The following is a 14,764-nucleotide window of genomic DNA, read 5'->3' on the forward strand; positions in this document are numbered from 1 at the left end:
TAATGCGAGGACAATGCAATGAGCAACAGTATATCAAAATCACCAAATAAAAATGATCTTGTAAAAGATACCTTGGTGCTAATTTTAGCGGGCGGACGAGGTTCAAGACTTTATGAGCTAACGGATAAACGGGCGAAACCAGCACTGTATTTTGGCGGCAACAGACGAATTATTGATTTTGCGTTATCCAACTGTATTAACTCAGGGTTAAACCATATTGGCGTGGTTACCCAATATGCGGCGCATTCATTATTACGCCATTTGCAAAAAGGCTGGTCGTTCTTGCCACAAGAGCGTGGTGAGTTTATTGATATGTTGCCAGCCCGTCAGCAAATTGATGATTCCACTTGGTATCGTGGCACGGCAGATGCGGTGTATCAAAATATGGCGATTATTCGCGATCATTATTGCCCGAAATACATCTTAATTTTGGCGGGTGATCACATTTATAAACAAGATTATAGCCAAATGTTGTTAGATCACGTTTCCAGTAATGCACAATGTACCGTAGGTTGTATTGAAGTGGAACGTGAAAAGGCTTGTGAGTTTGGGGTAATGGCAGTTGATGAAAATCTTAAAGTAAAAGCCTTTGTTGAAAAACCCAAAGATCCGCCAGCGATGGCAGGCAAACCCAATATTTCTTTAGCATCAATGGGCATTTATGTGTTCAATGCAGATTACCTATACGATATTTTAGAACGAGAAGTGAACACCCCTTACACCTCCCACGATTTTGGTAAAGATATTTTGCCGAAATGTTTAGATGAAGGCACGCTTTATGCCCATCCATTTAGCCGTTCTTGTATGGGACGTAATACCGATGGCGAAATTTACTGGCGTGATGTGGGAACGCTAGATAGTTTCTGGCAATCCAATATTGATTTGGTTTCCGAAAATCCACAACTGGATATTTATGATCAACGCTGGCCAATTCGTGGTAATCCAACGCAAACCTATCCATCAAAATTCTTTTATAGCAAATCAGACATTAAACCCGTGGATAACTGTTTGATTTCGGGTGGTTGTGTGATCACCGATGCGTCGATTAGTTATTCTGTCCTTTTCGATCGCGTTATCGTGCAAGAAGGCTCATTGGTTGATCATAGCGTCGTGTTACCGCAAGTGACCATTGGTAAAAATTGTACGCTCAAACGTTGTATTGTTGATCGCCATTGTGTCATTCCAGACGGAATGGAAATTGGTGTGGATTTAGCACTGGATAGCAAACGCTTTAGAGTTAGTAGTGGCGGTGTGGTGTTGGTTACTGCATCAATGTTAAAGAAGTTAAATGGTGAAACAGTTGCGTTTGAAGCGCATTTAGATTAATACAAGGTAAAGAGAAGTGCGGTGGAATTTTGCGGAATTTTCACCGTATTTCTCTGTTTTAAGGAAGAAAAAGAATGAGAGTTTTACACGTTTGTTCAGAACTTTACCCGCTACTCAAAACGGGCGGTTTAGCGGATGTAATGGGGGCATTACCTTTTGCGCAACAGCAAATTGGTATGGACACCCGAATTTTACTGCCGGCTTACCCTGCCATTGCTGCTGGCATTCCTAATACCGTTGTGGTGGCGGAATTTGATCATTTTGCAGGGCATATCGTGCTACGTTATGGTGAATATAACGGGCTAGGCATCTATCTGATTGATGCACCGCATTTGTATGCCAGAGAAGGCAATCCGTACCACGATGAATGGTATAACGATTATGCCGATAACTATAAACGTTTTGCCTTACTTGGCTGGGTTGGGGCAGAACTTGCTGTTGGATTAGATGCTTGGTGGCAAGCGGAAGTGGTTCACGCCCACGATTGGCACGCGGGTTTAACAAGTGCTTATTTAGCATTTAAAGGGCGACCTGCCAAATCCGTATTTACCATTCATAATCTCGCTTATCAAGGAATGTTTTCTTATCACCATTTGTTTGAACTTGGTTTACCATTGGAAATGTTCCATATTAACGGTTTAGAGTTACACGGACAAATTTCTTATTTAAAATCAGGGCTTTATTATTCTGATGTGGTGACTGCCGTTAGCCCAACCTATGCTCAAGAAATCACGACGCCAGAATTTGGCTACGGTTTACAAGGTTTACTTGAGGCATTGCGTCAAGAAGGGCGATTAGTCGGCATTCTCAATGGTGTTGATGAACAAATTTGGAACCCGAATAGTGATCATTACCTTGAAGATCATTACAAATTAAAAGCAATGGCGGGCAAACGTAAAAATAAAGAAAAATTACAAGCCTATTTTAATTTGCCACAACAGCCTGACGCCTTATTATTTGTAATGGTGACACGTTTAACCGAACAAAAAGGCGTGGATTTACTGATTCAAAACGCAGAAACCATCGTACAACAAGGCGGTCAGCTTGCTTTACTGGGGTCAGGCGCACCGCATTTAGAAGAAGGATTACGCCACCTTGCCGAACGTTATCCTGAACATATCGCAGTAAAAATTGGCTATGATGAAGCCTTATCACACTTAATTATTGCGGGTGGTGATGTGATTTTAGTGCCAAGTCGTTTTGAGCCTTGTGGCTTAACCCAGCTTTATGGATTGAAATACGGCACTTTACCATTAGTAAGAGCCACAGGTGGCTTGGCTGACACGGTGGTAGATAGCCATTCTGAAAACATCAAAGCTCGTAAAGCCACAGGGTTTGTGTTTAATGATGCCAATGCGGAAGGGCTAGGCTGGGCGATTAATAACGCCTTTGCATTATGGCAAAAACAGCGCCTATGGCAAAGTGTACGCGTGGTTGCAATGGAGCAAGATTTTAGCTGGCAAATTGCGGCAAGACATTACCAAGCATTATATCAACGCATTTTATAGCTTCATTCGATTTACCTAAAATCAAAGTGCGGTGAAAAAACGCCGATTTTAGGCTGATTTTTGTTGTGTTTTTATACAAAAAGGATAAAAATACGCCGATTTTAAATTGCAATAAATTAGGAGAGCCATTTATGACAACGGATAACATTGATTTTCCCTTCTCTTATAACCAACCGGAACAAACCACAGAATCGCTGAAAAAAGCGATCGTGTATAAATTGATTTTCTTAATTGGGCGTTCACCACAAGAAGCAAGCCAACGTGATTGGCTCAATGCCACCCTTTATGCGGTGCGTGATCTTGTAACAGAAGGCTGGATTTCGACCGCCCGTCAATCCCGTGATGAAAAAACACGTCGCGTCTATTATTTATCAATGGAATATTTAATGGGGCGGACGCTTTCTAATGCATTGATCGCAGAAGGTGTTTATACCCTTGCTAAAGAAGCCTTAAATGAGCTTGATGTGGATTTAGAAGAAATCATTGAGAAAGAAGTTGATCCCGGTTTAGGTAATGGCGGTTTAGGGCGTTTGGCCGCGTGCTTTATGGATTCCATTGCCACCTTAGCCATTCCCGCAATGGGATATGGTATCCGTTATGAATACGGTATGTTTCGACAAACAATCGAAGAAGGTAAACAAGTAGAAAAACCCGATGCGTGGTTAGAAAAAGGCGCGCCTTGGGAATTTATTCGTCCTTCTAAACGTTTCAATATCCAATTTGGCGGGCATATTTATTTTGAAGGAAAAAAATGTGTTTGGGAGAGTAAAGAGGAAATTGTTGCCTTAGCTTATGATCAAATGATCCCCGGGTATGCCAACGACAGCGCGGCAACTTTACGCTTGTGGAGCGCCCACGCAGGGGATTCTTTCAATCTTGCCGAATTTAACCGTGGTGATTATTTTCGTGCCGTAGAACAACGTGCTTCCAGTGAAAATGTCTCGCGCGTGTTATATCCTGATGATTCCACTTGGGCAGGACGTGAATTACGTCTACGCCAAGAGTATTTCTTAGTTTCCGCCTCACTACAAGATATTATCAAACGCCACAAACGCACGCACGGTAGCGTAAAAAACTTGGCAGATAAAGTGGCAATTCACTTAAACGATACCCACCCAGCCTTAGCTATTCCTGAATTGATGTACATTTTAGTGGATAAAGAAGGCTATGATTGGAAAACCGCGTGGGATATGTGTCGCCGCATTTTCTCTTACACTTGCCACACCTTGATGTCTGAAGCATTAGAAACTTGGCCAGTGGAAATGATGGCAAAAATCTTACCACGTCATTTACAGATCATTTTTGAAATCAATGATTATTTCTTAGAATATGTCCGCACTTATGTAACCACCGATGACAATTTTATTCGTCGTGTGTCTTTAATTGAAGAGGGTGATGTGCGTAAAGTACGTATGGGCTGGTTGTCTGTTGTGGGATCGCACAAAGTCAATGGGGTTGCTGCTATTCATTCAGATCTTATGGTAACCTCAACCTTTGCCGATTTTGCGCATATTTACCCTGAACGTTTTACCAACGTTACCAATGGCATTACACCACGCCGTTGGATTGCCGTGGCAAACCCGGATTTATCTGCCTTATTTGATCGTTATATTGGCACGCAATGGCGTCGAGATCTGAGTTTATTAAATGAGTTTAAAGCGCATCTTGACGATCCTGATGTGCAAAACGCTATTCCAGCCATTAAACGCGCAAACAAAGTGCGCTTAGCTCATTATGTGAAAAAAGAATTAGGCATTGAACTCAACCCTGATGCCTTATTTGACGTACAGGTAAAACGTATCCACGAATACAAACGCCAAATTCTCAATGTGTTACACATTATTGCCCGCTATAACGAAATGCTAGAATGCCCTGAAAAAGACTGGACACCACGCGTGTTTATCCTTGCGGGTAAAGCGGCTTCAGCCTATTACGCAGCGAAACAAACCATTAACTTAATTAATGATGTAGCAAAAATCATCAATAACGATGAACGTTTGCAAGGTCGTTTAAAAGTGGTGTTCATTCCAAATTATAGTGTCAGCCTTGCACAAATGATCATTCCAGCGGCGGATATTTCTGAACAAATTTCCCTTGCGGGAACAGAAGCCTCAGGCACAAGTAATATGAAATTTGCACTCAATGGCGCATTAACCTTGGGAACATTAGACGGGGCGAATGTAGAAATCTTAGAAAATGTCGGCGAAGACAATATTTTCATCTTTGGGCATACCGTAGAACAGGTGGAAGCGTTACGTCGTAACGGCTACCGCCCTTATGATATTTATCAAAGCAATGAACAGCTACGCCGCGTGATTGACCAAATCACCTCAGGATTTTTCTCCCCGAATGATCCGCATCGTTATCAAGACTTGCTTAATGGTTTATGTTATCACGATTATTATCAATCCTTTGCCGATTTCCAAAGCTATGTGGAAGCACAAAAACGGGTTGATGAAAGATACCGTGATCAAAGCGCGTGGACCAACAGTGCATTACAAAATATTGTGAATATGAGTTTCTTCTCATCAGACAGAACCATTGAAGAATATGCGAAAAAAATCTGGAAAATCCAACCGCTCAAGCTAAATTAGGCGGTTTAAGTAAAGGCTTTCACAAAGTGGGCAAATGAAAAATGCCCACTTTTTTATTGCTGTTATCCGTGTAAAATAAGCAAAACCAAGTGCATAGGCAACCCCTTAATGCCGCTTAAAATGACACCGCATTTCCACAATCTAAAAAAGGACATTCTTATGCAAAACATCTTATTTATTGTACATTCTTCCCCTTATGGCGATGAACATTTTTTCAGTGCGTTACGCCTTGCTTTACAGTTACAAGAGCAACATAAAAGTGCGCTACAATTACGCTTATTTTTTATGTCTGATGCCGTCGTCGGAGGATTGGCTCAACAATCGCCTGCAGAAGGTTATCATTTACAGCAAATGATCGAAATTCTCACCGCACAGGGGGCAGCAGTAAAATTATGTAAAACCTGCGCGACTGCGCGAGGTATCCACAATGCCCCGCTCGCAGAGGGGGTAGAAATTGGAACATTAATTGAACTTGCCGATTGGACAATGGAAGCAGATAAAGTATTGAATTTTTAATTTATGATGACGACAAAAACGCAAACACTCAATCCAGCCACAATGCCTTTGCAAGGTGTGAGCCTGATCGAAGCCTCAGCGGGAACAGGGAAAACGTACACAATGGCGTCCCTGTATATTCGTTTGCTGCTACAAGCAGGGGAAAACTGTTTCAACCAACCGCTCTCTGTCGATAAAATTTTAGTGGTAACCTTTACCGAAATGGCAACACAAGAATTGCGAGAACGTATTCGTGCAAGAATTTACCACAGCAAGCAGTTACTGTTGCAATATCAAACCACGCAAGATCTAACGGTCTTTGCACAAGGGGGCGATCCCTTGCTGGGTGAATTAGTGCAAGGCTTAAATGACATCCCCTTAGTCATTCAACGCCTTAACTGGGCAGAGCAGAGTATGGATACGGCAGCGATTTACACGATCCACAGTTTTTGTCGTCGTATGTTAATGCAATATGCCTTTAATTCGGGCGTGCATTTTAATTTAGCGTTGGTAACCGATGAAAGTGATTTACTCGCACGTTTAACCAACGAATTTTGGCGAGAAGCCTTTTATCATCAACCTGTGCTTGTCGCAAAATGGGTGAATCAAACGCTAAAATCGCCGCAAGCATTATTGAAAAAAATTCGCCCACATTTAGGCAAAGAGGGGGTTGAGGTCGCCCTTTCTCATCCGCACCTACTTGAGCTATCTCTTGATGAATTTTTCCAACAATATTTATTAACCACCTATCAGGCAATTGATGCGTTTAAGCAAGAATGGTTGGCAAACGCCGAAGAACTTGCCGTATTCTTCACGGAAAATAAAGAAAAAATTAAATACGCGAATCATTATGCAGGACGCCTTGAGAAAATGCGGGCGTGGGCGGAAGATCCGAGCAATTATAGCTTGCCAGATATTTTTATTTATTTTACCGAAAGAGAGATTAACGCAAAAATAAAATCGGGGTTTGCCCCGTTACAACATCCTCTTTTTTGCCAAGCGGAACATTTATTGACGCAATCAGAAGAAATGGCACTTGCCTTACCGATTGTGCTATATCACGCCATTCAAGCCATTCGCAAAAAATGGTTTGATTATAAAAATCAGCACATCCAAAAAGGCTTTGATGATCTGTTACGTTTAGTGCGAGAAGGGCTATATGGAGAAAATGGGCAGGAGTTAGCTGCGTTGATCCGCAATCAATATCCCTTTGCGATGATTGACGAATTTCAAGATACTGATGCACAGCAGTATCAAATTTTTTCTAAAATTTATATTGAAAATCCACCAGAACAATCTCAGCCCACACCGTCAGGCTTTATAATGATTGGCGATCCGAAACAATCTATTTATAAATTTCGTGGCGCAGATATTTTTACTTATTTTAAGGCTTCGCAACAAGCCAACCAGCGTTTTACACTGAAAGAAAACTGGCGTTCTACCGCTGCATTAATTCAATCTGTTAATGGGATTTTTGATTTTGAACAGCCAGCGCCATTTTTATTTGATGAAATTCAGTTTGATCCCGTAAAAGCAGGGAAAAATCTCCCGCACTTTAATCTCAATGGGCAAGATGAACCTGCGTTGCGTTGCTATTTAGGTGAGGGCTATGATCAAGAACAGTTTGCCAAAAATTGTGCGATTTCCATTCAGCAATGGCTAAAAAGTGCGGCGCAAAATCAAGCAAAATTTGCCGATGAACCCTTGCAAGCAAAAAATATTGCGGTGTTGGTGCGTACAGGAAAAGAAGCTCAGCGCATTAAAACCGCCTTGCAAAATTTGGGCATCGCCTCGGTATATTTATCCGATAAAAGCAATGTGTTTGACAGTGAAACCGCACAGGAATTGGCTCTGGTTTTGCAGGCCTGTTTAAACCCGCTGAATGAACGCTACATTCTCAATGCCATTGCCACCCAATTATTTGGCTTAACCAGTGCAGAAATTTATCAAATTAAGCAAGATGAAACGCAGTGGGAGCATTGGGTGGACGCCTTTTTCGCTTATCAAAAAACGTGGCAACAAAAAGGCATTTTGGTGATGTTGCATCAATTATTGCTTAATGAAGAAACCCCGATTACGCAACGCTTGCTTGCACACAATCAAGGTGAACGAATTTTGACAGATTTCTTGCACTTAGCGGAACTTTTACAACAAGCTAGCCGTTTAAACGAAAGTGAAGCTGCCTTATTGCGTTGGTTTGAAAAGCAAATTCAAGGGACAGATCGGCTAGAAGAAAGCATTCGTTTAGAAAGTGAACGAGATTTAGTTAAAATCGTGACTATTCATAAATCAAAAGGCTTAGCTTATGATCTGGTGTGGTTACCCTTTATCGCCAAGCCGAAGAAAGAGGAAAAAAACACAATCACCACCTATTACGCCACAGAACAAGACCACATATTGTGGGATATGGAAAATCAGCAATCAGCACGCGTGCTTAAAGAAGATCTAGCAGAAGAAATGCGTTTGCTTTATGTGGCGCTTACCCGTGCTAAATACCAAGTGGCATTGTGTTTACCGAAGACCTTTGAAAAAAAATGGAATGGGTTGCTCTATGCCTTAACGCAAGGGAAGTGTGGAGAAAGCCTAAACTTATCCGCAACCTATGACAGCACAGCATTATTACAAACCTTGCAGCAAAACGTTGGTGAACAGAATGTGGCGATTAGCCACAGCGACGATCTTATCGCAAGTGCGCCATTGGTTTCCCCTCATCACACGCAGCACTTTAGCCCCGCTATATTTAATGGCAAGATTGAATACCATTGGGGAGTAACCAGCTTCACGGATATGGTGCATAAGCATCAACGCAATACATTGCAATTACAAGCTGAAAATGAAAGTGCGGTGCAAATTTCGCAAGTTTTTGATCAAGGTAAGGATTACGATTTCAACCTGCCACAAGCCTTCCCGTTAAACGAAGAAATAACGCCACAAGAACGTACCTATCCACAAGGTTATACCCCTTTTGATTTGCCAAGTGGCGTGCGTGTGGGGACGATTTTGCACCGTTATTTAGAAAAAAATACCGCACAATCTGCTCTTGATGAACAAAATCTTGCCAAATTATGCCAAGGGTTACAGCTTGATGAACAATGGATTGTGCCATTACAACAATGGTTTAACGCCATTTATCACAGCCCATTATTGGTTGGTGAAAACGTAACCCTTGCACAAATTCAACCGCAAGATTGTATAAAAGAAATGCAATTTTATTTAAAATTAAACAAAGCCTTTGATGCCACCGCGTTTAATCGAGCCTTGCAAGATTATCACCCATTTCCCTCACAATCGCTGATTTTTGAGCGTTTGCAAGGAATGTTGCGTGGTTTTATTGACCTCGTGTTTCGTCATCAGGGTAAATATTATGTGCTAGATTACAAATCAAACTTGCTTGGTCATCAAATGGAAAATTATCAGCCTGCCCAGTTGCCTGAAGTGATGAAAAATGGCTTTTATGACTGGCAGTATTTGCTTTATACCTTAGCGTTACACCGCTATTTAACCTTGCGCGATCCGCATTATCAATATGAGAGGGATTTTGGGGGCGTGATTTATACGTTTTTACGCGGAATGAATGGCAAAGATCAAACAGGTATTTATTTTGATAAACCAGATTGGCGATTAATTCAAGCCTTGGAGGAATTATTCTAATGCTCAGCCTAATTAAAGCACTTCAAGAAAAAGGCATATTTAGCCAAGGGGATTACCATTTCGCACGCTTGATTGCCGAAAAACAGCAAGGCAAAGGATATTCCTTATGCCAACAAAATTTAGCGATTTTATTGGCGGCATTGTGCAATTATTCTTATTTGCAGGGGCATAGTTGTTTAGTGCTTGAGGCTAATTTAGCCAGTTTATTACCATTACCTCAGCAAGAATGGGAATATATAGAAAAAATCAATGCCAAAATTGATTATTTACCCCCTAGCCAATGGCAAGACAGTTTACAGCAACATATTGCCTTTACCGCACAGCCACAAGAAAAAATCGCCCCTTTGGTGTTTCAGTTTAACGCGCTGTATTTTTATCGTATCTGGCAAGATGAATACCGCGTTGCAGAATATTTTGCCCATTCCATTCAACGCACGGAACAAAATGGGGTGCAAAGTGCGAGGCAAAATTCAGGCATTTTTGACCGCACTTTTGATCCACAAGCCATCGCAACAATTTTGCAAAAATATTTTCCTCATTCCGCACAACCAAAACAAATTAATTGGCAAGAAATTGCCGTTGCAATGGCAATAAAACAGCCTTTTACACTAATCAGTGGTGGACCCGGTACAGGCAAAACCACCACCGTAACACGATTATTACTTGCCTTACAGGATTTATATCAGCAAGGTTTACGTATAAAACTGGTTGCCCCCACAGGGAAAGCCACCGCTCGGCTAAAAGAGAGTATGGATAATTCCTTAGTCCGCTTAAAAGCAGAATTGGCGTTGCCAGAGGCGTTAATCGCTGCCATACCGACACAGCCAGAAACCTTACATCGACTACTTGGCGTACGCTTCTTTGAAGATATGCCCAAGCATAATAAACAGAACCCATTATTGCTTGATGTGCTTGTGGTAGATGAATCTTCGATGATCGATTTATCCCTAATGGCGAAATTGTTGCAAGCCTTAAAACCACAAACCAAATTAATTTTATTGGGAGATAAAGATCAGCTTGCCTCCGTGGAGGCTGGGGCAATTTTGGCAGAATTAGGCAAATTTCTGATGCAAGGCTACAGCCCCGATTTTGTGGCGTATTTACAACAAACCACAGGGCAACATTTGTCTGCGATAACACAAGGCAATCCAATTCGTGATCATCTTTGTCATTTAACCCAAAGTCATCGTTTTGATGAACATTCTGCCATTGGGCAGTTAGCGAAATTGATTAATCAAGGCAACGCAGAAGAAAGCTGGCAGTTGCTACAAGCAGGAGATTTGAAAAAAAGTGATGTTGTAACAACCTCACCTTTAACCCTCGTTGATTTTATGCAATTGACACACAAAGGGGAAGCGAATAGCTTGGCATATCAGCAATATTGTGCCAATGTGGTGGTGAAAAGTGCGGTGCAAAATTACACCGATTTTTTAACCTTAATTCAGCAAGTTACGGCGCAAAATCAACCTTTAGATTCAGAAAAAATTCAGCAAATTTTCACCGCATTTAATAAAGTCCGTTACCTCACCGCATTACGTGTAGGGGAGTTAGGCAGTGAACAGCTCAACCAACGTATTGCAGAGGGGCTGCGTGCAAAGGGCTTAGTGCAATTTAATCAAGCGCGTGAACATTATCTCGGCAAACCCATTATGATTACGCAAAATGATAGCAATGTGGGCTTATATAATGGGGATATTGGGTTATATTTAGTCAGCCCCAATGAACAAGGGCAGCTAAAAGGGCATTTTTATTTTGAAAATGGCAAACGGGAATTAGCCAGCCGTATTCCACGCCACGAAGTCGCCTTTGCAATGACAGTGCATAAATCACAAGGCTCTGAATTTGACCACGCCTTTATGGTACTTCCCACTGAACCCAACCCAATTTTATCCCGTGAATTGGTTTACACGGGAATTACCCGTGCCAAGAACCAAGCCACCGTATTTAGCACGGAGCAAAGCTGGAAAACCGCGGTAAGAAATCCCACCAAACGACAAAGTGGATTGGCGTTGTTGTTACAGAAACTGGTTGAATGATAGCGCGTTTGATTAATGGGCTATTTGGATAATGTAGCTAAAAATAGACAAAATCACTTATAAAACAAGGCAAATTGTGCAGAGAATTAGGTGGAATATTCTCAAGTAATTTAATGAAGTCTAATAACAAGGTTCTTTTTACAAGAACAAAATCGCGGTGAAAAACAATTTTCACCGAGATTTACTTAGAAGCAAAATATCTAAGCTAATGCTGGAATAACAGAAAAATTCTTGTTTTGAGCGGCTTTCCAGAGATCGTAGTCAGCTTGCTGATGTAACCAACTTTCAGGACTTGGACTATTTTCTCCTAGCCAAGCGTGCAGGCGTAATGCCATTTCGGCACTGATTGAGGCTTTACCATTTAATAGGCGAGAAAGTGTAACGCGATTTACCCCTAATTGCTTAGCTGCTTGAGTAACGGTTAGACCTAGCTCAGGTAAAATATCTTCTTTAATAATTTCTGCTGGGTGTGGGGGATTATACATATTCATTGTAAACTCCTAGTGGTAATCTTGATAATCGACAACTTCAGCGTGTCCATTTTCTAATTTAAACGTTATTCGCCAATTTCCATTTACTTTGACACTCCAATGAGCTGATAGATTTCCAGATAAAGAATGTAAGTTCCAACCCGGAATATTCATATCTTGTATCGTTTTTGTGCTATTTAATCGGGCTAAAATACGTTTTAGTTTAGACGAATGTGCAACGATAATTCCTGCTGTTGAGCCAGTTTTATAAAATTTTTCTAGACCTTTATGTTTAAAGGAAATAATCATAAGACAAAATCAATCAAGTATTTTGACTATTGTAGTGTGTGACATTACAGCTTGCAATCAGAATATAGAAAAAGAGCGATGAAAATTTGTTATTTTTTCACCGCACTTTATTTTTATTTCAACCTAAAAATTCACATCTTTAGTATAGCATAATACCCATATCAATATAGCTCACGATACTACCAGTATTTTTAGCTTGTTTTTTGAACGTTTTTAGCGGGAGTATACTCCCTGTTGTTATCTCTTTACAGAGATAACAAATATTCCTGCAAATAAAAATATTTGTGCGTTTAAAATAATTTAAATACTAAATTTATAGGAGCTAAAATGCTTATTCCAATTTTAGAGAATGGAACTACTCTTTATAAAGATAGTTTTGGTAATAAATACCAATATGATCTGACTAAGCTTGGTGATAAATCAAGCTATGATACTGATTTATCCGCCCAAATGCGTGACAAAATGTCTGTAATCCCAACTCGCAATCCAAATGGTGGAGGAATTTATGAGTAATCAATATACTGCAGATGAGATAAAAGACATTCTTTTAGACGAAGGATATCGTTCAGTCAATATACTAGGAGAAGATATCTTAGTATTAAAGATTGATGGAAGTAATTATATTATTATGTTATATGGAAATGGAGATATCCAGCTAATGTATGGAATATCAGGAGTACCAATGCTATCTTTAGAAAAAGTGAATAATTGGAATTCAAATCGTAGATTAGGGTGTTTACATATTGTAGAAGAAAATCAACTTAGATTTTCTCTAGGTTTGCCTACATTAAGTGACGGATTATCTAGAGCAGACATCGCAAAAGGTGTATCTCGTATGCTAGAAATTGTTAGAACAATCGATATTCTTGAGTTTATAGAAGACTAGGTGAAAGAATAAAAAAAACGCAGTGAACTTTTTGCATCACCGCGTTTTTTTCATTTAACCTTAAAAATTCGCATTTCTCGGTGCGCGTGGGAATGGGATCACATCGCGGATATTTTGCACGCCAGTTACATAAACAATTAAACGTTCAAAACCAAGACCAAAGCCTGAATGTGGTACAGTACCATAACGGCGGAGATCGCGATACCACCAGTAATCTTCTGGGTTTAAGCCCATTTCTACCATACGTTTATCCAACACGTCTAGGCGTTCTTCACGTTGTGAACCACCGATAATTTCACCAATTCCTGGGGCTAATACGTCCATTGCCGCTACGGTTTTTCCATCATCATTTAAACGCATATAAAACGCTTTGATGTCTTTTGGATAGTTTTTCACCACCACTGGGGATTTAAAATATTCTTCTGCTAAATAGCGTTCGTGTTCAGAGGATAAATCAATCCCCCAAGAAACAGGGAATTCAAATTTTTTGCCTGATTTTAATAAGACGTCAATGGCATCTGTGTAATCAATTTGCGCAAAATCAGAATGAATAAAGTTTTCTAAACGGCTGATAACAGAACTATCAACGTGTTTTTCAAAGAATTTAAGATCGTCTTTACGCTCATCTAATACGGCACGGAACACATATTTAAGCATTGCTTCGGCGAGTTTTGCATTATCATTCAGATCTGCAAAAGCAACTTCAGGTTCAACCATCCAGAACTCTGCCAAGTGGCGAGTGGTATTAGAATTTTCCGCACGGAATGTTGGGCCAAAGGTATAGATTTTACTTAATGCACAAGCATAAGTTTCCCCATTTAGCTGACCAGATACGGTTAAAAAGGCTTCTTTACCGAAAAAATCTTGCGAAAAATCCACCGCACCTTGTTCGGTACGTGGTAAATTTTCTAAATCTAGGGTTGAAACACGGAACATTTCCCCCGCACCTTCAGTGTCAGATGCCGTAATCAGTGGCGTTGCTACCCAATAAAAACCTTGTTCGTGAAAGAAGCGGTGAATGGCTTGAGCCAAACAATGACGAACACGTGCGACTGCACCGATGATATTAGTGCGAGGACGAAGGTGTGCCACTTCACGCAAATATTCAATACTGTGGCGTTTAGCCGCCATTGGATAGGTATCAGGATCTTCCACCCAACCGGTTACTTCCACCTTTTCCGCTTGTAATTCTACTGCTTGTCCCTCCGCTGGGGATTCCACCACTTTACCTGTAACAATCACCGAGCAACCGGTGGTTAAGCGTAGGATTTCTTCTTGATAATTCGCAATATCATTATTGACGATCACTTGGATAGGGTCGAAACAAGAACCATCATACACCGCAAGGAAAGAAAGCCCTGCTTTAGAATCACGACGGGTACGCACCCAACCACGCACGGTAACCTGATCACCGATTTGAATTTTGCCTTGTAATACCTCTGCAATAGGGGCAATTTGTGTCATATAAACCTCAATCAAAAAATTTAGC

11 protein-coding genes are annotated in these 14,764 nt (G+C 40.8%); 8 read left to right on the forward strand and 3 right to left on the reverse strand.

Features of this window, described 5'->3' with window-relative positions; translation table 11 throughout:
- Nucleotides 1–18 precede the first annotated feature (18 nt).
- The 6 genes from glgC to recD all read left to right on the forward strand — a co-directional run bounded on the left by glgC (nt 19) and on the right by recD (nt 11,610).
- Complete coding sequence (glgC, locus tag L5B83_RS07655) at nt 19–1,326, forward strand: glucose-1-phosphate adenylyltransferase (RefSeq protein ID WP_250350271.1); 1,308 nt, start codon at nt 19–21, stop codon at nt 1,324–1,326.
- 74 nt (nt 1,327–1,400) lie between these two features.
- Nucleotides 1,401–2,834 carry a glycogen synthase GlgA gene (glgA, locus tag L5B83_RS07660; protein ID WP_265778054.1) on the forward strand — a complete coding sequence of 478 codons (1,434 nt, stop codon included), beginning with the start codon at nt 1,401–1,403 and terminating at the stop codon, nt 2,832–2,834.
- Nucleotides 2,835–2,965: 131 nt separating this feature from the next.
- Nucleotides 2,966–5,428 (forward strand): glycogen/starch/alpha-glucan phosphorylase, encoded by a 2,463-nt coding sequence (locus tag L5B83_RS07665; RefSeq protein ID WP_265778055.1) that lies wholly within the window; start codon nt 2,966–2,968, stop codon nt 5,426–5,428.
- Between the two features lie 159 nt (nt 5,429–5,587).
- Nucleotides 5,588–5,944 (forward strand): DsrE/DsrF/TusD sulfur relay family protein, encoded by a 357-nt coding sequence (locus tag L5B83_RS07670; protein WP_265778056.1) that lies wholly within the window; start codon nt 5,588–5,590, stop codon nt 5,942–5,944.
- A 6-nt stretch (nt 5,945–5,950) separates the two neighbouring features.
- Entirely contained in the window at nt 5,951–9,574 is a 3,624-nt protein-coding gene (gene recB / locus L5B83_RS07675; protein WP_265778401.1) for an exodeoxyribonuclease V subunit beta, read from the forward strand.
- Complete coding sequence (recD, locus tag L5B83_RS07680; RefSeq protein ID WP_265778057.1) at nt 9,574–11,610, forward strand: exodeoxyribonuclease V subunit alpha; 2,037 nt, start codon at nt 9,574–9,576, stop codon at nt 11,608–11,610. Before recB ends, recD begins: the two co-directional genes overlap by 1 nt.
- A gap of 200 nt (nt 11,611–11,810) precedes the next feature.
- Here the strand turns inward: recD and L5B83_RS07685 are convergent, their stop codons facing one another.
- Both L5B83_RS07685 and L5B83_RS07690 read right to left on the reverse strand, forming a co-directional pair.
- Nucleotides 11,811–12,101 (reverse strand): HigA family addiction module antitoxin, encoded by a 291-nt coding sequence (locus L5B83_RS07685; protein ID WP_250350266.1) that lies wholly within the window; start codon nt 12,099–12,101, stop codon nt 11,811–11,813.
- Between the two features lie 9 nt (nt 12,102–12,110).
- On the reverse strand, nt 12,111–12,389 hold the full coding sequence (locus tag L5B83_RS07690; RefSeq protein WP_265778058.1) for a type II toxin-antitoxin system RelE/ParE family toxin: 279 nt from the start codon (nt 12,387–12,389) through the stop codon (nt 12,111–12,113).
- 327 nt (nt 12,390–12,716) lie between these two features.
- Between L5B83_RS07690 and L5B83_RS07695 the strand changes: the two genes are divergently transcribed.
- Both L5B83_RS07695 and L5B83_RS07700 read left to right on the forward strand, forming a co-directional pair.
- On the forward strand, nt 12,717–12,902 hold the full coding sequence (locus L5B83_RS07695; protein WP_265761930.1) for a hypothetical protein: 186 nt from the start codon (nt 12,717–12,719) through the stop codon (nt 12,900–12,902).
- Entirely contained in the window at nt 12,895–13,275 is a 381-nt protein-coding gene (locus L5B83_RS07700) for a hypothetical protein (RefSeq protein ID WP_265761929.1), read from the forward strand. The genes L5B83_RS07695 and L5B83_RS07700 overlap by 8 nt, the downstream gene beginning before the upstream one ends.
- A 60-nt stretch (nt 13,276–13,335) precedes the next feature.
- Here L5B83_RS07700 and asnS read toward each other — a convergent pair whose 3' ends face one another.
- Nucleotides 13,336–14,739, reverse strand: coding sequence for an asparagine--tRNA ligase (asnS, locus tag L5B83_RS07705; protein WP_250350265.1), 1,404 nt, complete (start codon nt 14,737–14,739; stop codon nt 13,336–13,338).
- Between the last annotated feature and the right edge of the window lie 25 nt (nt 14,740–14,764).

It is taken from the genome of Avibacterium sp. 21-599 (assembly GCF_026226765.1).
Classification (GTDB): Bacteria; Pseudomonadota; Gammaproteobacteria; order Enterobacterales; family Pasteurellaceae; genus Avibacterium.